The organism is Erwinia sp. E_sp_B01_1, assembly GCF_036865545.1.
Classification (GTDB): Bacteria; Pseudomonadota; Gammaproteobacteria; order Enterobacterales; family Enterobacteriaceae; genus Erwinia.
In genome coordinates, this window is record NZ_CP142208.1 from 4,425,131 (window position 1) to 4,449,779 (window position 24,649).

At 54.0% G+C, this 24,649-nt stretch carries 16 protein-coding genes, 1 pseudogene and 1 riboswitch; of the genes and pseudogenes, 4 read left to right on the plus strand and 13 right to left on the minus strand.

Annotated features, from left to right (window positions below):
* Positions 1-16 precede the first annotated feature (16 nt).
* Positions 17-265: an exopolysaccharide production protein YjbE gene (gene yjbE, locus VRC33_RS20565; RefSeq protein WP_306208686.1), complete on the minus strand. Its 249-nt coding sequence runs from the start codon at positions 263-265 to the stop codon at positions 17-19.
* Positions 266-1,028: 763 nt separating this feature from the next.
* On the minus strand, positions 1,029-2,678 hold the full coding sequence (gene pgi / locus VRC33_RS20570; protein WP_338558962.1) for a glucose-6-phosphate isomerase: 1,650 nt from the start codon (positions 2,676-2,678) through the stop codon (positions 1,029-1,031).
* A gap of 216 nt (positions 2,679-2,894) precedes the next feature.
* Between pgi and VRC33_RS20575 the strand changes: the two are divergent.
* Positions 2,895-4,699 (plus strand): annotated as a pseudogene (locus VRC33_RS20575) (sodium:proton antiporter).
* Positions 4,700-4,751: 52 nt separating this feature from the next.
* Positions 4,752-4,989: riboswitch (Lysine riboswitch) on the plus strand.
* A gap of 96 nt (positions 4,990-5,085) precedes the next feature.
* Entirely contained in the window at positions 5,086-6,438 is a 1,353-nt protein-coding gene (gene lysC / locus VRC33_RS20580) for a lysine-sensitive aspartokinase 3 (protein WP_338558964.1), read from the plus strand.
* A gap of 103 nt (positions 6,439-6,541) precedes the next feature.
* Here the strand turns inward: lysC and VRC33_RS20585 are convergent, their stop codons facing one another.
* The 4 genes from VRC33_RS20585 to VRC33_RS20600 form a co-directional block, all read right to left on the minus strand.
* The gene (locus VRC33_RS20585) at positions 6,542-7,309 is read right to left on the minus strand and encodes a hypothetical protein (protein ID WP_338558967.1); all 768 of its coding nucleotides are present in this window, start codon (positions 7,307-7,309) and stop codon (positions 6,542-6,544) included.
* Positions 7,310-7,797: 488 nt separating this feature from the next.
* On the minus strand, positions 7,798-10,218 hold the full coding sequence (locus VRC33_RS20590; RefSeq protein ID WP_338558971.1) for a TcfC E-set like domain-containing protein: 2,421 nt from the start codon (positions 10,216-10,218) through the stop codon (positions 7,798-7,800).
* A gap of 62 nt (positions 10,219-10,280) precedes the next feature.
* Positions 10,281-10,811, minus strand: coding sequence for a CS1 type fimbrial major subunit (locus tag VRC33_RS20595; protein WP_338558973.1), 531 nt, complete (start codon positions 10,809-10,811; stop codon positions 10,281-10,283).
* A gap of 72 nt (positions 10,812-10,883) precedes the next feature.
* A complete protein-coding gene (locus VRC33_RS20600) occupies positions 10,884-11,579 on the minus strand; it encodes a hypothetical protein (RefSeq protein WP_338558975.1) in 696 nt (231 codons plus the stop codon).
* A gap of 950 nt (positions 11,580-12,529) precedes the next feature.
* Here VRC33_RS20600 and panS point away from each other — a divergent pair.
* A complete protein-coding gene (panS, locus tag VRC33_RS20605) occupies positions 12,530-13,453 on the plus strand; it encodes a ketopantoate/pantoate/pantothenate transporter PanS (protein ID WP_338558977.1) in 924 nt (307 codons plus the stop codon).
* A 132-nt stretch (positions 13,454-13,585) separates the two neighbouring features.
* Here the strand turns inward: panS and VRC33_RS20610 are convergent, their stop codons facing one another.
* The 6 genes from VRC33_RS20610 to VRC33_RS20635 form a co-directional block, all read right to left on the minus strand.
* Entirely contained in the window at positions 13,586-15,211 is a 1,626-nt protein-coding gene (locus VRC33_RS20610; RefSeq protein ID WP_338558979.1) for a Na/Pi cotransporter family protein, read from the minus strand.
* Between the two features lie 125 nt (positions 15,212-15,336).
* Positions 15,337-16,329 carry an ABC transporter ATP-binding protein gene (locus VRC33_RS20615; RefSeq protein WP_338558981.1) on the minus strand — a complete coding sequence of 331 codons (993 nt, stop codon included), beginning with the start codon at positions 16,327-16,329 and terminating at the stop codon, positions 15,337-15,339.
* Between the two features lie 2 nt (positions 16,330-16,331).
* Entirely contained in the window at positions 16,332-17,117 is a 786-nt protein-coding gene (locus VRC33_RS20620) for an ABC transporter permease (protein ID WP_338558983.1), read from the minus strand.
* Positions 17,118-17,129: 12 nt separating this feature from the next.
* Positions 17,130-17,969, minus strand: coding sequence for an ABC transporter permease subunit (locus tag VRC33_RS20625; protein ID WP_338558985.1), 840 nt, complete (start codon positions 17,967-17,969; stop codon positions 17,130-17,132).
* A complete protein-coding gene (locus VRC33_RS20630; protein ID WP_338558987.1) occupies positions 17,966-18,784 on the minus strand; it encodes an alkaline phosphatase family protein in 819 nt (272 codons plus the stop codon). Before VRC33_RS20630 ends, VRC33_RS20625 begins: the two co-directional genes overlap by 4 nt.
* Positions 18,785-18,793: 9 nt before the next feature.
* Entirely contained in the window at positions 18,794-19,855 is a 1,062-nt protein-coding gene (locus VRC33_RS20635) for an ABC transporter substrate-binding protein (protein ID WP_338558989.1), read from the minus strand.
* Between the two features lie 207 nt (positions 19,856-20,062).
* Between VRC33_RS20635 and VRC33_RS20640 the strand changes: the two genes are divergently transcribed.
* Positions 20,063-20,800 (plus strand): UTRA domain-containing protein, encoded by a 738-nt coding sequence (locus VRC33_RS20640; RefSeq protein WP_338558991.1) that lies wholly within the window; start codon positions 20,063-20,065, stop codon positions 20,798-20,800.
* A 95-nt stretch (positions 20,801-20,895) separates the two neighbouring features.
* Here the strand turns inward: VRC33_RS20640 and metH are convergent, their stop codons facing one another.
* Positions 20,896-24,579: a methionine synthase gene (metH, locus tag VRC33_RS20645; RefSeq protein ID WP_338558993.1), complete on the minus strand. Its 3,684-nt coding sequence runs from the start codon at positions 24,577-24,579 to the stop codon at positions 20,896-20,898.
* Positions 24,580-24,649: the final 70 nt, after the last annotated feature.

Below are 24,649 nucleotides of genomic sequence, written 5' to 3' on the forward strand. Positions count from 1 at the left end.
GATTAATTTACCGCACTTAACGCGTGGTGCTGGTGGTGGTCGTGGTGGTGGTGCCGGTATTAGAACCGTTTCCGCCACTGGATGCTGCCAGAGCAACACCCACCAGGGCGCCAAGCGCACCCACACCCACAGCCGTGGTGGTTCCTGCGGAGAGAGTCCCCGCTGTAGCACCCGCCGCGGCGCCAGCTTCTTCAGGCGCGGCGAACGCGGCTGAAGCACTTGCCAGATACACTATGGCTGCAGCAGCACATAAGACTTTTTTCATAACATTTCCCTTCATTAAATGAATGGATACCTCACCTGAAGGGTTTCAGGCGGGTCCAGTATAAGGCAATAAATGACCAGAATTCAGTGGGATCCCGGCGGCCGGACGCGCCAATTTTACCTGCCTAAAAAAAGCACGCTTTGCCTCTCCAGAGCAACATTTGACTAAATAATTCATAAAATCAGACTTAATGACTGCAATACACCCTCTGAATAGTGCCAATGCCTGACAATAGTCTTTAGAGAAGCGGTTTAACCGGAAATGGGCCTGCGAGGCGGTGCTTTTGCTTAAAATTAATAATTTTCAGGAAGTTATAGCGCGAAGAATGGCAATAACCCCTTTTAACCCGTCCGGTTCTTTCAGATTTATCTTGGCGTGAATGCGCTTTTCCGGGCTGTTTTTAGGATTAACCTCAGCCTGAGGCTGACGACTTTACCCATTATTGGGGGTATTCAGAGGGATTTTTCAGACGCTGCGTGTCGCTAAGCGGGCAACCGTCGGGAAAATAAGGAAATTGAGAGAGTGTCAACCAGGACCATAAACAGGTAAAGCCGGATCTGAATACGTATCTGATCGCTGAACCTGAAGCGATGGGAGCCTGTGCCTTGAACAAAGCATCACGGGCCACGTACGGCCCGTGCTGAGCTGACACGGACGGCGCTTTTTGCGTCTTTGTGAGAGGCACAGGCTCCCTGAGCCTGCACCTTCGCAATAACCTGAGGGCTGGCGAACTGGCACCAGCCCTCAGATTCAACGCGCTATCCTAGCCGCGCCAGTTTTTGTAGCGGTTGATCAGGCCATTGGTAGAGCTGTCATGGCTGCTGATCTGCTCGCTACCGGAGAGTTCCGGCAGGATGCGGTTAGCTAACTGTTTGCCCAGCTCAACGCCCCACTGATCGAAAGTGAAGATGTTGAGGATCGCGCCCTGGGTAAAGATTTTGTGCTCATACAGCGCAATCAACGCCCCCAGGCTGAACGGCGTGATATCACGCAGCAGGATGGAGTTGGTTGGGCGATTACCCTCGAACACCTTAAACGGCACGATGTGTTCTACGGATTTAGCGTCTTTACCGGCATCGGTAAATTCTTTCTCTACCGTATCGCGGGATTTACCAAAGGCCAGCGCCTCGGTCTGAGCAAAGAAGTTCGACAACAGCTTGGCATGATGATCGCCCAGGTTGTTGTGCGAAACCGCAGGCGCGATGAAGTCGCAGGGTACCAGCTTGGTGCCCTGGTGGATCAGCTGGTAGAACGCGTGCTGGCCGTTAGTGCCCGGCTCGCCCCAGATGATTGGGCCCGTCTCATAGGAAACAGGGGCGCCGTTACGGTCAACATTCTTGCCGTTTGACTCCATGTTGCCCTGCTGGAAATAGGCGGCAAAACGGTGCATGTACTGGTCGTAAGGCAGAATCGCTTCGGTTTCAGCACCGAAGAAATTGTTATACCAGATACCAATCAGCGCCAGAATAACCGGCAGGTTCTTCTCGGCTGGCGTAGTGGAGAAGTGCTTGTCCATAGCATGCGCGCCACTCAGCAGCTTCTCAAAGTTGTCGAAACCGATCGACAGAATGATAGAGAGGCCAATGGCAGACCACAGCGAGTAACGTCCGCCCACCCAGTCCCAGAACTCGAACATGTTGGCGGTATCAATCCCGAACTCACCCACGGCTTTGCCGTTAGTAGAGAGCGCAGCAAAGTGCTTAGCTACATGCTGCTCATCACCCGCCGTTTTCAGGAACCAGTCACGCGCGCTGTGGGCGTTAGTCATGGTTTCCTGCGTGGTGAAGGTTTTGGAAGCCACCAGGAACAGCGTGGTTTCAGGATCAAGGTCTTTCACCGTTTCGGCGATATGCGTGCCATCAACGTTGGAAACAAAATGCATGTTGAGGTGATTTTTGTACGGGCGCAGCGCCTCGGTCACCATGAACGGCCCCAGATCAGAGCCGCCGATACCGATGTTGACCACGTCAGTAATCGGTTTGCCGGTGTAGCCTTTCCAGTCGCCGCTGATGATGCGCTCAGAGAAGGATTTCATCTTCTCCAGCACCGTGTTAACTTCCGGCATCACGTCTTTGCCGTCGACCACGATCGGCGTATTGCTGCGGTTGCGCAGGGCAACGTGCAGCACAGCACGGTCTTCGGTACGGTTGATTTTTTCGCCGGAGAACATCGACTTGATAGCGCCCTGCAGATCGGTCTCTTTTGCCAGATCCTGCAATTTGGCGAGGGTTTCGCTGGTAATGCGGTTTTTAGAGAAGTCCACCAGCATCAGATCGTCGAAGGTGGCAGAGAAATTGGCAAAACGGTCGCTGTCTTTAGCAAACAAGTCCGCAATTTCAACGTCTTTCATCTCTTCAAAATGCTGCTGCAGCGCTTGCCAGGCAGCGGTTTGTGTCGGATTGATATTTTTCATGACAACACACTCTTTTTATTTAAGAACCGTAAATCAGACCGGACGCCATGTTACCTGAAGGACCCTGCGGGCTTTCCTCTTCCTGTAACAGGTCTCAACTATCACTGGCAGGATTTCCCGCCATTTTATCCGGGGCTATTTATAATTCAGTCGGTGGCCAGCCTGGCCGCTCAGCGTTTCAGTATGACTACTCTTGCTGTTGAAAGGAAAAATTTTATGGAGCTCTCCGCCCCACTGCTGTTGGTTATCATTGGATTAAGTTCGCTGGTAGCCCAGTGGCTGGCCTGGTTACTGCGCCTGCCCGCCATTTTGCCGCTGCTGGTTTTCGGCATTGTCCTGGGTCCGCTTTGCCATGTTTTGCAGCCTGATGCCCTGTTTGGGTCGCTGCTGTTCCCCTTTGTCTCACTTTCGGTGGCGATCATCTTGTTCGAAGGTGCGTTAACGCTGCGCTTCGATGAGATCCGTGGTCTGGGCAAGGTGGTACGCAATCTGGTTACCGTCGGGATGCTGATTACCTTTCTGGCGATCAGCGTGGCCTGCTGGGCTCTGTTGAATTTTCCCCGGAGCTCGCCGCCCTGGTCGGCTCAGTGACCGTGGTCACCGGCCCGACCGTGATCGCCCCTCTGATGCGCGTTGTGCGCCCTGATAAAGCCATTAACCAGGTTTTACGCTGGGAAGGCATAGTGATCGATCCGGTAGGCGCTATTTTTACCCTTCTGGTGTTTGAATTTATTGTGCTGCGTCAGAAAGCTGAATCGTTAACGCACCTGTTCTGGACGTTAGGGCTGACGGCGGCCGTTGGCCTGATTGCCGGGGTGGTCTTTGGCTGGTTACTGGGCGTGGCGTTGAAACGCGTCTGGCTGCCGGGGTATTTGCAGAACTTTGCCGTCCTCGCAGTGATGCTCACGGCCTTTGGGTTATCCAACGCGCTGGCGGATGAATCAGGCCTGCTGACGGTCACGGTAATGGGCATCTGGCTTGCCAATATGCGCGAGGTGGATCTCACCGAAATCATCGCGTTTAAAGAGGAGCTGTCGGCGCTGCTAATCTCAGGTCTGTTTATTATCCTGGCTGCGCGGCTGGATCTTGCTGCGCTGCTGGCGATGGGCTGGCCGCTGGTAGGTTTACTGCTTATCGTACAGTTCGTTGCCCGTCCCTTGTGTATCGCGGTATCGACCTGGGGCTCTTCCCTTTCTTTGCGCCAGAGGCTGATGCTGAGCTGGGTTTCACCGCGCGGCATTGTGGCTGCGGCGGTGAGTTCGCTGTTTGCGCTGACGCTGGAGAAGACCGGGTTTGCCGGGGCTGATAAGCTGGTCACCGTGGTGTTTGCGGTGATTATTGGCACGGTGGTGCTGCAAAGCCTGACCAGTTCGGTGCTGGCGCGAATGCTGAAAGTTCAGCAACGCGAGCCGCGCGGCGTGCTGATTATTGGCGCAAATACCGTGGCCCGCACCCTGGCCGCCGCCCTGAAGAAGCTGGACATCCCCGTGCTGGTCACTGACAGTAGCTGGGAATATTACCGGCTGGCACGTATGGAGGGCATCCCGGCCTATTACGGCAATGCCTGGTCTGAACATGCGGAGAACTACCTGGATTTGAGTGAAACCGCTCAGGTGCTGGCGCTCTCACCTAACCGCCACCAGAATGCGCTTGGGGTTTACCATTTCAGCCACCTGTTTGGTGAAAACAAAGTGGCGGCTATCCGCTCCAGCGCGGCATTCAAAGGCAAGCGTGACAGTGAAAGCCCCCGATTCAAACGCCATGAGGTGCTGTTTGGTCAGGAGCAGACCTATGCCCGGCTGAGCAGCCTGCTCTCTAAAGGCGCGACCATTAAAGCGACCCGGCTGAATGAGAATTTTGGCTGGCTGGAATACCTGGAAAAGAACCAGGGCGTAATCCCTTTATTCATTCAGGACGGTGCAGGAAATCTGAATATGGTTCGAGGTGAACAGACGCCAGCCCTGCCCTGCACGCTGATCGCGCTGGTGCAAAATGAAAATTCCTCAGACGGCAGAGATTGACAGCGGCAAGATAAATAGATATTAGTAGCGCGCTAGTTGCGCATCTGATGCGCAAGCCAGAAGAGGCGCGTCGCCCAGGCAGTGTGTTGGAGGAACCGAATCCAGTGATAACACATCATGGGGTGCGACGCCGAGATATTCCCCCCGGAGGGGTGAATATCGACCGCAGGGGCTGAATCCTCTGGGTTGTCACCAGGATCGTTCGCAGGCCGGACGATTCATACTTAATTTATTTGGCGCTGATGCAGCGACAAATAAGCGGGTATACAAGGTGGGGCGCTTCTGGGTGACTCGTAGTAATCCCCTTTTCTACGTCTTTCCCCGTTTCTGCTCTTTCCTTGTGCCAAGGCTGATAGAATTTAACCTGACACGAGGTATGTCATTACATGTCCCAATCCCTGATCGTGGCCAAATTTGGTGGTACCAGCGTTGCCGATTTCGCCGCCATGAACCGCAGCGCCGACGTGGTGCTTGCCGATGCTGACACCCGACTGGTGGTGCTTTCCGCCTCTGCGGGCGTGACCAATCTGCTGGTTTCGCTGTCTGAAGGACAGGAACAGGAGCAGCGGGCTTATCAGCTTGATGAAATTCGCCGTATTCAGTACGCCATTGTGGATCAGCTCGCTGAGCCAGAAGTGATCCGCGAAGAGGTCGATCGCGTACTGGAAAACATCACCATGCTTTCCGAAGCGGCGGCGCTGGCAAATTCCACCGCCCTGACCGACGAACTGGTCAGCCACGGCGAGCTGCTGTCTACCCTGCTTTTCGTTGAGATCCTCCGCGAGCGTGGCGTCACCTCGCAGTGGTTTGACGTGCGTAAAGTGATGCGCACGGACGATCATTTTGGCCGTGCAGCCCCGGAGCTGCCGCTGATTGCTGAACTGACCCAAAGCCAGCTTGCTCCCCGCCTGGCAGAAGCGCTGATTGTGACCCAGGGCTTTATTGGCAGCGAGGCAAAAGGCCGCACCACCACCCTGGGCCGTGGCGGCAGCGATTACACAGCCGCCCTGCTGGGTGAAGCCCTGAATGCCAGCCGTATTGATATCTGGACTGATGTACCGGGCATTTACACTACCGATCCACGTGTGGTTCCGTCCGCTAAACGCATCGACGAAATTACCTTTGGTGAAGCGGCGGAGATGGCGACTTTCGGTGCCAAGGTATTGCACCCCGCCACGCTGATGCCTGCCGTTCGCAGCGATATCCCGGTGTTTGTCGGCTCCAGCAAAGATCCCGCTGCTGGCGGCACCCGCGTCTGCAATGAGACGCAGAACCCGCCGCTGTTCCGGGCGCTTGCCCTGCGCCGCAAGCAAACTCTGCTGACCCTGCACAGCCTGAACATGCTGCACTCGCGTGGTTTCCTGGTGGAAGTCTTTACCATTCTGGCACGCCACAATATCTCCGTTGATTTGATCACCACTTCAGAAGTGAGCCTGGCGCTGACGCTGGATACGACCGGCTCGACCTCCACCGGTGACAGCCTGTTAACTCAGGCTTTGCTGACCGAACTCTCTTCGGTGTGCCGCGTGGAAGTGGAAGAAAATCTGGCGCTGATTGCCATCATTGGCAACAAGCTTTCTCAGGCCTGTGGCGTGGGCAAAGAGGTGTTTGGCGTGCTGGAGCCGTTCAATCTGCGTCTGATCTGTTACGGTGCCAGCAGCTATAACCTCTGCTTCCTGGTGCCGGGTAACGATGCCGAGCAGGTGGTGCGGACGCTGCACCATAATCTGTTTGAATAACGCCTGACGCCACAACAGTCAGTGCGCTTTAGCAGCGCAAAATCCCTGTATTGCTACTCACGAAATCCGGCCGCCTGCAACATTCGCAGGCGGCTTCGGGCAATCAGTAGATTTTAGGGTCAAAGATCACAGTAACCGCGCCGCGAAAAGTATCTGGCCGGGTCTTCAGCATAGTATCCACCTCACGCTGGTCGATCAGAAAATCGATGCTTCCCCTTTTGTTTTGACCAAAGGTTTTGGTTACAAAGACATTCTTCTCCAACTCTTTACCCACTGCCAGGCGCCTTTTTGAAATCCGGGTGCCGGTGGCGTTATCCACTACATTTTCCGGCAACGTCAGCAGCGTCTGCACAGGGATCAGCTGTGAAGGCGCATTATCGCTTCTGAGGGCACAATCGGAACCACTTTGCTGCTCACAAGCGAGATAAACCGTAAAAGCGCCGGAGCTGGACAGGTTGAAATGGCTTCTGCCGGTAAGCTGGGGCGTAATGCGGGTTATCATCCAGCGTTCCCAGTTTGCCTCTCCTTCTGCTTCCGTGCAGATTTTACCGCCAGCGCAGGGCTGAAGAGTGACTTTCTGATCCTCAGGCGTCGTAGTGATGTTCAGCTCATGGTTTACCGAGAGGGTGAAATTTAAATAAACGTTGCTGTCATTCATCGCAAAGTTATTGCCAAAATCGAAATCTGCCCCCTGTCCCACGCTTAAATTCAGCGTTCCCGAATATTCACCTGACTGCATCTGTAGCGGATTCGGCGTATTGAGTTCATACCCAATACTGAAGGATTCAATAGAGGTCGGGGCCCCCAGGTAGTCCACAGTAGCGATTTTATAGCAGGCCACATCACTGGCCGAGCTGGGAAGTTTCCACATAAACTGGTTTGACCTGTTGCCTCCCCAAAGAACACCTGAATAAAGGCATGGAGGGGGTGCATAAACAAAGGATCCGCCTTGCCACGTCCCACTGCCCTTTCCATCAGGAAAATAGTATTTCGCGGCGAAGGCAGAGACTCTGAATCTCAAGGTTGCAGTGCTGCCCGTTGTACTGTTGGTGACAACTAAATCACGCCATGCTCCCGGCATTCCAAAATACATGCTGTCACGAGGGGAGGCGTTGGCATAAATGCCCTCAGTGATTAGCGTTGCTTTTAATCCTATGTCGATACTGAATGTGCCCGTTTCTTCACACTCTTCCGGAAAATTCAAACAATAGCCACTGACAGGCGTGGTGTTGGTAAAACTGTTATTTTCCGGATTACTCAGTGAGGGTGCAAAACTTGCCGTGAAGTGGGTAGTGATAGCTTGTACTGCAGCTGAACCTGTCAGCAAGGCCAGGCCTGCCAGTAATCTTAATATGATCATTATTTCTCTGCTCCTGTACTGACAGCCCGGCACCGGATCGCACTGATAAACTGCACTTTTTTAGTACGGTCCATTTCAGGGGGAAGCTCACACTGCATTGCTGGCTGTGCATTTTCGGCCCTGACTGTCAGTAACCGGTTGGTCGCTCCGTTATCCAGGGTCAGTACGCCCTCTGCGTTTATCACGCTGCCGGAGAGATCGCTGTTTACATAACGATTTTTCAACACCTCGCCCCGTTCGTTTTGCAGCCTGGCGACCAGAGTGAAGGTTTTCATCGCCTTCACTTTTATGTACTTCACGCTTCCACGATTCATCTGCAGGCTCTCGCGCTGGGGGAAGACCTGAACGTTCTCGCCGCCACTGGCTGTAAACTGAATAGTGTTCTTTTTCCACAACTCTGTCGGTACGATATTTCGGCCAGCCGTCAGTCGCGTCTCGGCCATATTGCCCGAGGCGATGATGCCGCCGTTTTCACCGTCTGACTCCACATCCACAATAAGCGCAGACTCAATATTACGGCTGCTGCTGCCGCTGGTAGAGGCCAATTTGCCTCCGCCCATCACCAGAATCTGGCTCAGATTGCCGCCAAAGGTGTTGGTACTCCCTCGTGTGTTGTGCTGTGCATAACCATCGCCGCTGATATAAGGGGTGTCCACAGAGGCGTTACTGCCGATCACCGTATTCTGAGGGCTGTACGAAACGCCTGCGCCCAAAGTGCGGATACTGCTTTCATTACCCGGCTGCCACTGATAGTTCAGGCTGGAGTATCCCTGATTCTGGTTCATGCCGGTTTCAGCTGAAAGGGTGTGGCGGGCCGCAGGGGCCAGAGAAATGTTGAGACCGAATGACACGCCGTGGTCACGGCGATTGTTGTTAAAACCAGGCCGGTCATAGGCGCTGACCCTGAAGTTCATCTCCCTGCCTGACAGGGTGGCCAGGGTAGTGACGGAGAAATCGGCACCCAATCCCCGGCGCCACGCGGTATCCATATACTGGCCATTAAGTAACAGGGAGGTCGACCAGGGGAGTCTCAGTGATAAAGAAGATCCCCAGGTGTCACCCTGCTGGCGAGAGGTGGTTCTGCTGCCATAAACATCTGTAGTGGTTGAACGCCAAAACAGGCTCGCCGAGCCTCCTCCAAAGAGGTTACGGTAGTATCGAAAATCGGTATTTTGGTTCGACTGGTACTTTGTATTACCTGAAGTAAATTGGGCAAACAGCGTATCGTCAGGAGAAAGCGTAATGTTAGCGCGCGTCCGGACCTGATGTTCGTCCTCCGTGGCCGCCCCGCTTACGCCCAGGATGACGCGAGGATGAGCCAGGATATCAACGCCGCCCCCCACAGCAAAGGGATTGTCTTCACGTTTGTAGATATCGCCGGTGGCCAGAGTCCGGCGCTGCCCGCTCCAGAGATTCATGCGCCAGCGCCTGTCCGGATTACTCCAGCCCTGGGGTTTATAAATCTGCGCCTGCTGCGTATCGACTCTCTGCCCGTTTTCAATGATGTTGATAGTGATATCGTAGATGCCGCCAGGTAGCTTGCGGGTGTCCAGAGCCTGTAAGCCAGCCTGAAGCTGTTGGGTATGGATAAGCCTGCCATCGCGCCAGACTTCGGCTATCGACTGATTACGCCCTGTCACATAGACCGGCCAGGTGCTGACGCTATCGTCGCCGATCATCAATGCATCAGAGGTTGCCCACATGGCTCCGGCAACAGTGTCATAGCCAAAGCCGGAGGTCTGGACATTGCCAGTATCACCGTCAGGAGTGAAAAAACCCAGACGAACAAAACTGCCCTGGAGTTCTTTCTGGGAATAAAGTTCGTACAGGCTTGAGCTGCTGTAACGGTAGTCGCCATCGACTCCTGAGGACTGAAATGAAGCCTTCTGGCTCCAGCCTCCAAGCGCAGAAGTCAGGGAGGAGTTTATTCCCCAACTGCGTGAAGAGTCAGTATTTGTCACCGACAGGTCGTTATACATAATCACGCCGCCGGTTGTTTCATCCGGCATGGAAATGTAGCGACTTTTAGCCTGGGCCGTCTCATACTGCGCGGTGTAAAGCCGAAGCACAGAATTGTCGAGGCGGTATTCCACAGCCATCAGCCCGGAGGGACAATGTTCAGTACATTTCCCCACGGAAACGCCCTTTCTGAGTACGTCAGTCCATAAGGTCCGTACGTCGGGATCGATATCCTGTGTTTCATCAAGCGTACGCAGCAGCCTGACCTCACCGTTCTCTTTCAGGGAAACCGCCGCATCAAACAGCCGTTTATCATTCATATAAACCTGAACAATAACTTCCGAGTTGTAAAAATATCGTCTGAAATCTTCGGGCAACCCACGCATGTTTGCAGCCAGCGTCATCTCTGTCGCCGATGCAAACAAGGGGAACATGGCAAGGATAAGCAGGGGTTTTCTCATAAATAAGCTGCCGCGATCCTGCGGCAGCCTCCATTAAGTACAGAAAGATATTTACGGAAGGTTTAGGGTGCAGGGGTCGTGACGACGGGTTCAAAAAGCATCGAAACGCTGCCGGTGAACGAGCCTGTGACCGTTAATGGTTTGTTATCACTCTGAGAGATTTTTAATGCCGTACGGCCACCCGCTTTTGCAGCTTCAGCCGTAACAACAGGTGCAGCAGTTTTACTCATGGTGACGTTGTTAAAGGTCACATCCAGAGGAATGACGTCGGTACCGTTAGAAAGTTGTGGTTTACCGTCGGAGTTCAGGTTACCTGTCAGCGTGGCCTGAATAGCACCTGAGGTATTTTTATACTGGAACTGCCTCTCAAAAATCTGAAGCTTGCTGGTGGCAATGTCGTAACCCATATCCTGAGTCTGGGAAATCCAGCCGCTCTCGACCGGAATAACCTGGAAGCTTTCTGCCGGGACAGTTGCCGTCAGGTTAATGGTGTAACTCTGATCCTCTGCCTGCACCATTGAACTGCCAAGGGCAGCACAGGACAAAAACAGGGCTACCAGAGATTTATTCAGCGTATAACGGTTGTGTATCATTTAAATTTTCCTTGAGAACTAAAAGTAATCCATTTGTTAGCGTGCATAACTTCTTTGACAAACTGGCAGATGTTAATAGCTCAATACCCGTTTGTTATTTCCCTCAATCAGAGTGAAATTCGTTTTATATCCGGCCTTTTTGACCACCTGATGCGTTCTGCCTGGCAGAATAAATTCCCTGGAAACGGAACCGCAGTCTGTGTTCGCCATTTTGCACTGACGGATGTTATCCAGAGAGATGGTGGCATTGCCGTTATTGGTGACTGACACAGCCTCCGGAGAGGTATCAAGCACTACAGAGTTAAATAGCGGATTGTCCGGCTGTACGATCAATACCGTTCCGTAACCTGTAAGCACGTTAAGTCCGGCAGAGAGCGCACTTTTACGGTATTCATCCACTGTTTTTTTATCGAGGCCAAAACTGTCGTCAACTTCCGGCATAACTGGCGTAAACCGGATGCGAAAGTATTTTTCTTTTTCACGCCCACCAGGCCAGAGAATACGCACGGCCTGAAATCCGGCAGGAGGAATAATCAGCCGTTGAGGCGTGACGATAAGCCTGTCCTGTTCCAGCGTGGTGCCGGACATCTCTTTTTGCGGAGCTTCTGTACGGTTTTCCGGATGAATTTCAAGAAGTTCAACGCGAATGAATGCCGTCGAATCACCGGTATTATAAATACGTTTGGTCATACTCTGCATGCCAGGCACCAGGAGATCATACATGCTGCCAATGCCAATAACCGGTGTGGCACAGGACAATTGAGGCACGGCAAAGCCTGTAGCACTAAGGCAAGCTATTATAAACAGACGGTAGAAACAGTTCATAAGATTCTCATCAGTGCCTGTTATAAAAAACTGGCGATTTGGGGAAAATAAATCCGAAAGAATTAACAAAAACTATCGACACTATAAATTTCAGGACGTAATTGTCAGATATTCAATTAACCGGAGTCAATAACAACAGATTTTAGATTATTGAAAGAAAAGGGTAATCAAAACGTCTTTAATTGATCGCTTCAACCGATCAATATGCTTTGCGCTTAACCCTCAAGTGTTTGAATTAAAATAAATACCCTACAATATACTGCCATCTCTAATTTGGAAGGAGTTTGTCGCAGAGAAATCTCTATTATTTACTGAGCGGCTTACAAACCGTCTTGTTGAGCAACCATTTAACCTTCAGGGAAATATAAAACAAAAAAATTACATAACAACAAAAAAATAAATGCGTGTTAATTCATTTCATTTACTCAATCACTACATATTTAACTAGAAAATCGCAGGTAAAATTAACCGTAATTATTTTCAAAGATACTATTTCACGACTGAAGTTTACTTTTTTAAATCACTCTACATAAAGTCCAGCCAGAGATGAGTAAGTTCATTTTTACTTTCCGTTTACATGCTTCAAATAAGAGCACCTGTTTTGCCAGCCAGATTACAGAATATTCCTTAGCAGATCGGAAATTAAATTATCGTCACCTGATATAAATTAAAGAAACAGGGAGAGTTGAATGGCAACCCTCTGCTTCCCTCCGGACAGCAATGCTCCGGGGACACTGATGGATTACCCGGGTCCGCTCCATCACATCCAGCCCCTTTTCCCGGCCGGATTTAATGCTATGATTCGGCGTTCACTTTTTCCGCGTTCCGGAAAAAGCGCGCTATGGCAAAACCTGCAAAAAATAACCACAACATCGATAAAAGGAAGTCTGGCTATGCTCGCCATTGTTACCCGACTGTTCCCGTTATGGGCAGTCCTGCTCTCTGTTGCTGCGTATTACTCCCCTGGCACTTTCACCGGTATTGGCCCCTGGGTCACTTACCTGCTGATGCTGATTATGTTCGGCATGGGCGTCACGCTGAATATCGGGGATTTCAAACGCGTGCTGACGCGCCCTGCACCGGTGATCGCCGGGACGTTTCTGCACTATCTGGTGATGCCGCTGGCAGCATGGGGCCTGGCTAAGCTGTTCCATATGCCGCCTGACCTGTCGGCCGGGATGATTCTGGTGGGCAGCGTGGCCAGCGGAACCGCTTCCAACGTGATGATTTATCTGGCTAAGGGCGATGTCGCCCTGTCGGTCACCATCTCCTCCGTTTCGGCGCTGGTGGGTGTATTTGCCACGCCGCTGCTGACCAAACTCTATGTCGATACGCATATCCAGGTGGATGTGGTGGGCATGCTGTTGAGCATCGTGAAAATTGTGGTGGTGCCGATAGGCATTGGCCTGATTATCCACCACACCATGAACAGTCTGGTCCGGCGCGTGGAGCTTTATCTGCCTGCCTTCTCTATGGTCTGCATTTTGCTGATCATCAGTGCGGTAGTGGCAGGCAGCCAGAGCTTTATCGGATCGGTAGGGCTGATGGTGATTGCGGCGGTGATACTGCATAACGCCATCGGATTACTCGGCGGCTACTGGGGCGGGAAATTGTTTGGCTTTGATGAGTCAACGTGCCGCACGCTGGCGCTGGAAGTGGGAATGCAGAACTCCGGTCTGGCGGCGACGCTGGGCAAACTCTACTTCTCACCGCTGGCTGCGCTGCCAGGTGCCCTGTTCTCGGTCTGGCACAACCTTTCTGGTTCCCTGCTGGCTGGCTACTGGTCCGGTAAACCCATCAAGAAAAAGAGGCTTTAGTCAGCCTTTTCCTTGCCAGGTTGAGCTGAACTCCGGAGCAGATCCGGAGCTCAGCTCTCACCGCTGGCGGGAGGGTTGTCATGCCGTATGAGCGTTTTACCGGTTCAGCTCTCAACGCTGACGGGAGTCCAGTTACTCTTCTTCTCGCTCATCTTCCGGCTGTTCCAGCACGGTATAGGCTACGGCACAGAACAGCGAATTCAGACGCTTCATGTCCCCCAGTAACCCAAGGTGCAGCGAGCTGGTTTCAATACTCTGCACGTTTTGCTGATGCAGGCGATCCACATGCTTGTGCGAATAACGGCGGTTGGTAATACGGAAGCGGTGTTTGGAACGGCGCAGTCGCTTAGCGCTGGTGATATCCCGCGATAAAAATACCGACTGGCTGAGCCGCAGGTTAGCAGACAACTGCTCGATTAACTTGTCCAGCTCTTCCAGGCCCTCCACAGAAAATGCCCGTCGTGCCGTCAGCGATTTATCGGCCACATCGCCGCTCATCCTTTCCAGGATATCGCCCGCCATTTCCAGGTTCAGCGCCATCTCAATGATTTCTGCCCAGCGGCGTGAATCTTCCTCTGGCAAATCCTCTTTGGGCATCTGCGCCAGATAGAGCTTGATGGCGGTATAAAGCACGTCCACATCGTCATCCAGCTTACGGATTTCGCGCTCTTCACGCAGTTCACCGTGCACCACTTTGCTGAAGGCCGCCAGCATCTGCTCCAGCACCTCACTCATGCGCAGCGTCTCTCTCGTGGCATTGGCCAGCGCCAGCGCCGGGGTAGTCAGCGCGCTGGTATCCAGGTGCTTTGGTTTCAGACGGAGATCGGTTTCCGGCTCATCGCGGATCAGCTTTTTGCATAAGCCCGCCATCGGCTCAGCAAACGGCACCATAATCACACAGCGGATCAGGTTGTAGAAAACGTGGAAGAAGATCACCAGCTCTTCGTCGCTCACGGCGAGTTTCTGCAGCCACTCCGCCAGCAGGTCAATAAAGGGTAACACCATCAGCGAGCCGATAAACTTAAACAGCAGGCTGCCCAGGGCTACCCGTTTTCCAGCAGCGTTGGAGGTGCTGTTGTTCAGCATCGCCAGCAGTCCACTGCCGAGGTTCGCGCCGATCACCAGACAGAGGGCTACCTTAAAGGAGATGACGCCCGTAGCCGTCAACGTGGCGGTGATCAATACCGCCGCAAGGCTGGAATAACTGATAATGGCAAAAACCGCACCGATCAGCGCATCCAGCATCACATCCCCGGTCAGCGAGGAGAACAGCACCTTCACACCGGCAGCCTGAGTGATTGGCGTAGCCGCCGCCACAATCAGCTGCAGTGCCAGCAGAATCAGTCCCAGCCCGATGCTGGTGCGGCCAAGCTGTCCGGCGCGCGTCTGCTTGCGGCCAAGGAAAAATACCACGCCAAAAAAGATAAACAGCGGCGAAAGCCACGAGAGATCAAACGTCAGGATACGTGCCATCAGCGCGGTACCCACGTCGGCACCCAGAATGATCACCAGTGCAGACGTCAGCCCCACCAGCTCCTGGGCGACAAAAGAGGTGACTAACAGCGTGGTGGCATTGCTGCTCTGGACCAGTGCAGTCACGCCAATCCCGGCAACAAAGGCCATGGGTTTCTTTGACACGCTTCGGCTGAGCACGCGACGTAAATCAGCACCGTAGACGCGCATAATCCCGGACCGCACGATATGCGTTCCCCAGACCAGCAGCGCAATAGCAGAAAGCAAATTAAGCAGGGTTAACACCGATATCGACCTCACAACGTCAAAACTGAACACCGTCAGGACGGGCGCCCCCGTCCTGCCACTGCGGTTAAGTTTAGTCGATTTACTGAAAAAATCTGGTTAATCAGGGTGATAGTTAGTGATAATCAGGCCACTTCCCGGAGCGTCAACCTGTCCAGCTTCAGCCCAACCAGGAAGCCTGCCGGGTGAAGATCCTCAACCGAGCGGTTCAGCACATCTACCCACAACTCCACCTCTTTTGCTTTAACCCGATAGCGGATAACGTTGCCCAACAGGCTGTGGCTGAGAATTTCTGCCGGGATGCCCTGCTCCGGCGTGCAAAAAGCAACAGACTCCGGACGCAGGGCAACCTGACTGTGATACGAGTCACCGGTCAGCCTTGTGGCCTGCTCCGCACTGAGCAGGTTGTAGTTGCCAATAAAACCGGCGGCGAAGAGATCCACCGGCTGCGTGTAGAGGGATTCCGCATTGCCATTCTGCACAATCCTGCCTTTGTTCATCAGCACGATGCGGTCTGAGAGCGTCAGGGCTTCTTCCTGATCGTGAGTGACAAACAGCGTGGTGAGATTCAGCTCTTTTTGAATCCGGCGGATCTGGTCACGCAGATGACGGCGGATACGGGCATCCAGCGCGGAGAGCGGTTCGTCCAGCAGCAGCAGTCGGGGTTGCGTCACCAGCGAGCGGGCCAGCGCCACACGTTGACATTGCCCACCGGAAAGCTGATGAGGGTAGCGTTTGGCATAATCGTTGAGCTCGACCAGTTCCAGCACCTCCGCAGTCCGGCGCTGAATATCGGCGGCTGGCAATTTTTGCATCTTCAGACCAAAGGCGACGTTACGTTCCACGCTCATATTAGGGAACAGCGCATAACTCTGGAACACCATGCCGATGGAGCGCTTCTGCGGCGTCAGCGGCACAATATCCTGACCCTGAAGCACTATTTTGCCACTGTCCACTGAAGTCAGCCCGGCCAGGCAGCGCAGCAGCGTGGACTTGCCACAGCCGCTTGGCCCCAGCAGCGTGACGAACTCGCCCTCGCTGGCGGTGAAGTCGATATCCTGAAAAATCGTTGTCGGGCCGTAGCTTTTATTCAGTTGGGTGACGGTTAAGTAAGACATCTTCAGCCTCTCTCGCGGTTCAGGACGTTCGCCAGCCAGGTTACCAGCAGGACAACAAAGAAATAGGAGATCACCAGCGCACTGCTGAAGTGACCGCTGGCATTACGCACGTTGTACAAATAGACCTGGAGGGTTTCATAGCTGGTGCCGACCAGCATGTTAGCGAACACAAACTCACCGATTAAGAAGGAGAAAGAGAGCAGCACCGCAATCAGCGCGCCTTTGCGCAGATTAGGCAGAACCACCAGCAGGGCGGCCTGCCAGGTACTGGCTCCTAACAGCGCGGCAGCATCCATCAGTTCGCGCATGTTGATCGCCTGCATGTTGTTTGAAATTGCCCGGTAAATAAACGGCAGCGCGATGGTGAAGTAGCAGCCGATCAGGATCCACGGCGTGCCGGTCAACATCAGCGGCGGTTCGGAATAGAGTTGCAGCAGCCCGACTGAGGAGACCACCGGCGGCACGGCAAACGGCATCAGGATCAGCACGTTCATCACCGCATCCAGCTTGGGAAAGTAGTAAGCGATCACAAACATTGTCGGCAACACCAGCAGTAGCGAGAAGAACAGCGCGCCAAAGCAGATCAGTAGCGAATGGCCCAGGGCCACCAGGAAACGCGGATCGCTCCACAACTGGATCATCCATTTAAGCGTAAAGCCATCGGGCAGGATGGTGGCTCCCCAACGCGAAGCCAGGGCGTAAAGCAACGTCGCCACCAGGGGCAGCGCCAGGATTAGAAAAACCAGCAAGACGACCACCCGGTGATAAATATATTCCGTTCGGGACATTGTTGTTCTCCGTTAGCGCGCGTTCTGGTAGCTGCGGCGAACCAGCCACTGATGAACCACGGTGATCACCGTCATCAGCGCTACCAGTACCATCGCCAGCGCGCTACCCATGTTCGGATCCAGCGAGATGTCGCCCGACACCAGCGCGGCAATCCTTACCGGGATCACATTGAAATTCCCGGTGGTCAGCGCATAGATGGTGGCATAGGCACCCAGCGCATTGGCGAGCAGGATCACAAAGGTTCCCAGCAGGGCTGGCGTCAGGATCGGCAGGCCTATGTGTCGCCAGTAACGCCAGCGGCTGGCGCCAAGCAGGGCCGCCGACTCCTGCCACTCCTTTTTCAGCCCGTCAAAAGCCGGATAAAGCAGCAGCAGCCCAAGGGGGATCTGGAACCAGGTGTAGACCACAATCAGCCCGTCGGTGGAGTAGAGTTTGAAGCCGTCCATCAGACCATATTTACGCATCAGTAAGGTCAGACAGCCGTTCAGCCCCAGCAGGATCACAAAAGCAAACGCCAGCGGCACACCGGCGAAGTTACTGGTCATATTGGTAAATGACATCAGGAAGCTGTGCAGCCTGCCGCCGCCCAGTTGATGCAGCGAATAACCGCCCACCAGCGCAATCAGCAGGCCAAAAACGCTGGACCAGAAGGAGATAGTCAGTGAGAACCGGATCGCCTGCTGATAGAAGGTTGAGGTAAAGATGTCGCTGTAATTGGCCCAGCCCCAGGCTTCGTTCATCTCGCTGTAGAAGCTGTTGATCGCAATCCACACCAGCGGTGCGATTTGGAAAGCGATGTAGAACAGCGCAAAGGGAAGCAGACAGAGTAGCGCTATTCCTTTGCCTTTCATTCTGCAAACTCCCGCGGGCCGAGCAGCTCCGGGCAGACCGGCTTGTCGTGATCCACGCCGAGGATGTCGCACAACGTGCCACAAAGCTCTGTCTGCAATGGCGCAGCGTCGATCTGCAGTGAGAACGCGCTGCCAAACACAAACAACGGAACCTGGGTTTCTTCCGGCAAGATGCCGCCATGGCTGCGATCATCGTTCATGCCGTGATCGGCGGTGACCACCACCTGATAGCCCTCTTCCAGCCAGGTCGGCATCCAGTGAGAGAGATAGCCATCAGCCATACGCGCCCTGTTGCGGTACTGCGGCGTCGACAGGCCATATTTATGCCCGGCATCGTCAATATTCATCGGGTGGATCAGCAGGAAATCAGGGTTAAAGCACAGACGCAGGCTCTCTGCATCTTCAAACAGATGCGAATCCGGATAGCCGTCGTCAGAGTAAAAATGGCCGTACTGAATGGGCAGTGCGGCATCTTCAGTGTGGCGATCGCGGGCCGGATGCCAGGGTGAACGATTATACAGTTCGCTCACCCAGTGATAGGCCGCCGCCGCCGTTGTCAGCCCGGCATCGCGCGCATAATGAAAAATACTGCGCTCTTTGCTCAGACGGCTGACGCCGTTGTGGATAATGCCGCTTTTCACCGGCGTCACACCGGTGAGAATGCATTCATACAGCGGCCTGGAAAGCGAAGGAAGCTCGCAGGATATCTGGTAGAGCTGCCCGTTTCCCTGCGCGCACTCTGCCTGCAGATACCCCATGGCATGTTGAGCCACTTCAAAGCTCAGGCCGTCCAGCACTACCAGAATCGTTTTCATCCTGAATCCTTATTGCTTCATGTTAACAATGACGTTTTCCTGCCACAGGCGAGGCAGCATTTTCGAGGTTTTGTCCCAGGCCTGTGGATCGGCAATCGGGTGAGCACTTTTGTATTCGGCGTTTGGCAACAACTTAGCCTGCACATCTGCTGGCAGCGTTAAATGCTCAGCACGGATTGGGCGGGCATAGCCACGTGCCAGGTTAATCTGACCGGCATCAGAGAAAATATACTCACGGGTCAGTTTTGCGGCGTTAGGGTGCTTCGCGTATTTGTTGATGATGGTGGTGTAGCCGGAAGTGATTGAGCCATCAGAAGGGATCACCACTTCAAAGCGGCTTTTATCAATCTGATCGCGATAGTTAAGGCCATTAAAGTCCCACACCACGGCAACCTGAATTTCGCCCTTCTCGATATTCGCAATCACCGGGTCGGTGACACCAAGACGGCCTTCTTTCGCCAGATCGCTGAAGAAGCTCAGCGCGGGTTTGAGATCTTTTTCATTTCCGCCCATCGCATAAGCGGCGGCCAGGACACCGTTCGCGGCCTGAGCAGCAACGCCGACGTCACCGATAGTGACCACATACTTGCCCTTTTTCAGATCCGCCCAGCTGTGAGGAATGTCTTTGACCTGATCTTTATTGATGATGAAAGCGATGGTGCCGGTGTAGGCCAGCGCCCAGTTACCCTCTTTATCTTTTGCCCAGTCTGGTACCTGATCCCAGGTGCTGGGTTTGTAAGGCTGAGCCAGCCCTTTCTGCACGGCAACCGGGCCAAACGCGGCACCCACATCACCAATATCTGCGGTGGCATTGCTCTTTTCAGCGGCAAATTTCGCCAGTTCCTGAGCAGAGGACATGTCGGTATCGCTGTGCTTAATCCCGTATTTGCTGCTGATATCTTCCCAGGTGCCTTTCCAGTTAGCCCAGCTGTCCGGCATACCGACGCTGTTGACCTGACCTTCAGCTTTGGCCGCTTTTTCCAGTGCGGCAAGGTCGGGATCGGCAGCGTGCGCTGCCGGAAGGGCAAGGATAATGGCACTGGCTAACACAGAGGCGAACAATGATTTCATAACTGCTGCTCCAGATGATAAGTTGAGTGGCCTTCTGGACTAGTCCAGCAAGATCCGAGCCAATCTAGCCTGGCGGTATGACAGTTTTATGTCAGTACCCATTGGGCTGTGGACTAGTCCACACTCTCTGTAGCAGGGGTCAGGGGGTTTTGCGCGGCGGTCGATCTGTTTATGTGCAGCTTCGCACCAAATTGAGGCTTTGATGTGATGAAAGCGTTAACTGTAGATCTTATTTGCCAGCGGCTTGCCAGCCGCATTGCCGCAGGGGACTTTTCGGCCAGCGGACGATTGCCCTCAGAGCGATGGCTGAGCGAGCACTTTTCCACAACGCGCATTACGCTGCGCGAGGCACTGGGCCAGCTGGAGTTTCAGGGGATTATCTACCGGGAACTGCGGCGTGGCTGGTTTATAGCGCCACCCCGACTCGCTTATGACCCGTTACTGCGTAGCCATTTTCATGCGATGGCGGAGCGTCAGGGCCGGACAGCAGAAACAGAGGTGCTGGATGCCAACAGAGTCAGCGCCAGCGCAACTTTAGCCCATCAGTTGGCCATGACAGAAGGCGAGGAAGTTTATCGCATCCGGCGACTGCGGCGCATTGATGGCCGTGTGGTGTTGTACGTTGAACATTACCTTAACCCCCACTATTTCCCGGACCTGTTGAGCTTCGACCTGACCCGGTCGCTCACCAATTTGTATCAGGAAGAGTATGGCATCAGTTATGGGCGCGTCGGGTTCACCATGTTGCCCGGACCCCTTCCCCCTTTTGCCGCCCCGGCCCTCAAAGTCGCCGCAGGCAGCCCGGCATTATTTATCACCCGGATTAACCGCGATCGGCACGACCGTATCATCGACTGTGACTATGAATACTGGCGCTACGATGCGTTATATATCGACGTGCAGGTCAGAGAACAGGAACAGGCCGCAGAACCTCCGGCTGTATGAAGTCGACAGAGAAATTGCGTGCCGGTGAAAGCCTGGCACGCTGAAATCAGACGGTGTGTAAGTGGGCCGGAGAGGCTCCGGCCCGAGGAGGCAGGTCAATCGGCATCGTACCCCAGATTCGGGGCCAGCCAGCGCTCCACTTCCTGTACCGGCATGCCTTTGCGACGGGCGTAATCTTCAATCTGATCGCGCTGAAGCTGCGCCACCGCAAAGTATTTGCTGTCGGGATGGCTGAAGTACCAGCCGGAAACAGCCGCGCCTGGCCACATCGCGAAAGACTCTGTCAGCTTCATTCCGGTATGCGTTTCCACATCCAGCAGCTTCCAGATTGTCTCTTTTTCAGTATGTTCCGGGCAGGCCGGATAGCCCGGAGCCGGACGAATGCCCTGATAATTCTCACGGATCAGCTCTTCATTGCTCAGGTTTTCCGTAGCGGCAAAGCCCCAGATAACCTTACGCACGCGTTCGTGAAGATATTCGGCAAATCCTTCCGCCAGGCGGTCAGCCAGCGCCTTCACCATGATTTTGTTGTAGTCATCATGCTGCGCGTCGTAAGCCTCAGCCAGCGCATCTTCTTCCAGCCCGCCGGTCACTGCGAATGCCCCCAGATAATCCGCCTTACCGCTGGACTTCGGCGCCACAAAATCGGCGAGGCAGTAATTCGCAAAGCCCGTCTTCTCTGTCTGCTGACGTAAGTGACGACTTACTTGCAATACGCTGCTTCGTGACTCATCCGCATAGATTTCGATGTCATCGCCCACCCGGTTAGCCGGGAAAATACCGACCACGCCGCGTGGAGTCAGCAGGTTTTTGCTGCTCAACTCATCCAGCATGGCATTGGCATCGGCCAGCAGGCGTTTTGCCTCTTCACCGACCACTTCATCTTCCAGAATGCGCGGATATTTGCCCGCCAGCGACCAGGTCATAAAGAATGGCGTCCAGTCGATGTAGTTACGCAGGGTTTCGATGTTAGCACTTACTTCGCTCACACCAAGCCTGTGTGCTACGGGCGGCGTATAGCTTTCCCAGTCCAGAGAGAGATCGTTCTCTCTTGCCACCTGCAAAGTTACCGGCGGCGTGCGGGGTTTTTTACGGCCATGCTGGATGCGAACCGTGTCGTACTCTTTGCGGGTACGGGCCACGAACTCGTCACGCTGGGTGGCAGACAGCAGCGCAGAAACCACGCCAACCGTACGCGAAGCATTCTGTACATAGACCGTAGGGCCACTGTAATTCTGTTCGATTTTCACGGCGGTATGCGCTTTAGAGGTGGTAGCTCCACCAATCAGCAGTGGCAGGGTAAAGCCCTGACGCTCCATCTCTTTCGCCACGTTGACCATTTCATCCAGCGAAGGGGTGATCAACCCGGAAAGCCCGATAATGTCGGCGTTGTGCTCTCTGGCCGTTTTGAGGATTTTTTCACCCGGTACCATGACGCCCAGGTCGATGATTTCATAGTTGTTACACTGGAGCACCACGCCAACGATGTTCTTACCAATGTCGTGGACATCGCCTTTTACCGTCGCCAGCACGATCTTGCCGTTGGTTCTGCCCTTCTCTTTACTGGCTTCAATATAAGGTTCGAGGTAGGCCACAGCCTGTTTCATTACGCGGGCCGATTTCACCACCTGCGGCAGGAACATTTTTCCTTCGCCAAACAGATCGCCCACCACATTCATCCCGGCCATCAACGGGCCTTCAATCACTTCGATGGGTCGGCTGGCATTCTGTCGGGCGGCTTCGGTATCTTCTTCAATAAATTCGGTAATACCTTTAACCAGCGAGTATTCCAGCCGTTTCTCCACTTCCCAACTGCGCCATTCAGCCTGGGGTTTGGTGCTCCCCTCGTCGGATTTGGTGCCGCGGTATTTCTCTGAAAGCTCCAGCAACCGCTCAGTGCCGTCATCCCGTCGGTTCTGGATCACATCTTCTACAGCTTCACGCAGATCCTCGTCGAGATCGTCATAAATGGCCAGTTGTCCGGCGTTGACGATGCCCATGTCCATACCATTACGAATAGCGTGGTAGAGGAAAACGGCATGAATGGCTTCACGTACCGGGTCATTGCCACGGAAGGAGAAAGAGACGTTAGAGACGCCCCCGGAGATCATCGCATGTGGCAATTCACGTTTGATGTCTTCACAGGCACCGATGAAGTCCATCGCGTAGTTGTTGTGCTCTTCAATCCCGGTCGCCACGGCGAAAATGTTGGGGTCGAAAATAATGTCTTCAGGTGGGAAACCGACCTCTTCGGTCAGGATTTTGTAGGCACGGCGGCAAATTTCAATTTTACGCGCGCGCGTATCTGCCTGACCCACTTCGTCGAAGGCCATCACCACCATCGCGGCACCATAACGGCGCACCAGCTTCGCATGGTGAACAAAAGCCTCAACGCCTTCCTTCATCGAGATGGAGTTGACGATGCCTTTGCCCTGAATACATTGCAGGCCTTTTTCGATCACGTCCCATTTTGAGGAGTCGATCATAATAGGGACGCGGGCGATATCCGGCTCACCGGCAATCAGGTTGAGGAAACGCACCATAGCGGCTTCCGCATCCAGCATGCCTTCATCCATGTTGATATCGATAATCTGTGCGCCGCTTTGCACCTGCTGGAGCGCAACGTCCAGCGCTTCATTGTATTTATCTTCTTTAATCAGGCGTTTGAACTTCGCCGACCCGGTAACGTTAGTTCGCTCACCCACGTTAACAAACAGCGACTCTGCGCTAATGGTCAGGGGTTCCAGACCGGACAGGCGGCAGGCTACCGGCAGCGTAGGTAAAGCACGCGGTGCCACGCCTTCAACCGCTTTCGCCATTGCAGCAATGTGCTCCGGCGTGGTGCCACAGCATCCACCGATGATGTTCAGGAAGCCCGATCTCGCCCATTCACCGATCTGCTCAGCCATCACTCCGGCATCGAGATCGTATTCGCCAAAGGCGTTGGGCAGGCCGGCATTCGGGTGCGCGGTCACATAGCCTTCTGCAATGCGGGAGAGTTCAGCCACATACTGACGCAGCTCATCCGGCCCCAGCGCGCAGTTAAGCCCGAAGGAGAGCGGTTCAGCATGGCGTAATGAGTTATAGAAAGCTTCGGTAGTCTGGCCGGACAGGGTGCGGCCAGAGGCATCGGTAATGGTGCCGGAGATCATCAGCGGCAGTTCAACACCCAACGCCTCAAATTCCGTTTTCACCGCGAAGATGGCGGCTTTGGCGTTGAGGGTGTCGAACACGGTTTCAATCATGATGATATCAGCCCCGCCCTCCACCAGCGCGCGGGTCGATTCGCGATAGGCTTCCACCAGCTGATTGAAGGTAACGTTACGGAAGGCAGGATCGTTGACGTCTGGTGAAATTGAGCAGGTACGGTTGGTCGGGCCGAGCACACCGGCGACGTAACGCGGACGTTCAGGCGTGCGGGCTGTCCACTCGTCGGCACTGATTCGCGCCAGCCGGGCTGCCTCATAGTTAATTTCTGCCGACAGCGATTCCATGTGGTAATCAGCCATCGCAATGGTGGTGGAGTTGAAGGTGTTGGTTTCCAGAATATCGGCACCCGCTTCCAGATAAGCATTATGGATTTCGCTTATCACATCCGGGCGGGTCAGGACCAGCAGGTCATTGTTTCCTTTCAGATCGCTCTGCCAGTCGGCAAAACGTTCACCGCGAAAGTCCTGCTCTTCCAGCCGGTAGCTCTGGATCATTGTGCCCATACCGCCATCCAGCAGCATGATTCGTTTCGCCAGCTGCTGCTGCAGCACTTCTGTTCTGTTGCTCACTCTCGCCCCTTCAACCTCTACCCAATGGCAACTATGCCAGCTGGACATACTGGCACAACTTTTGAGCAGG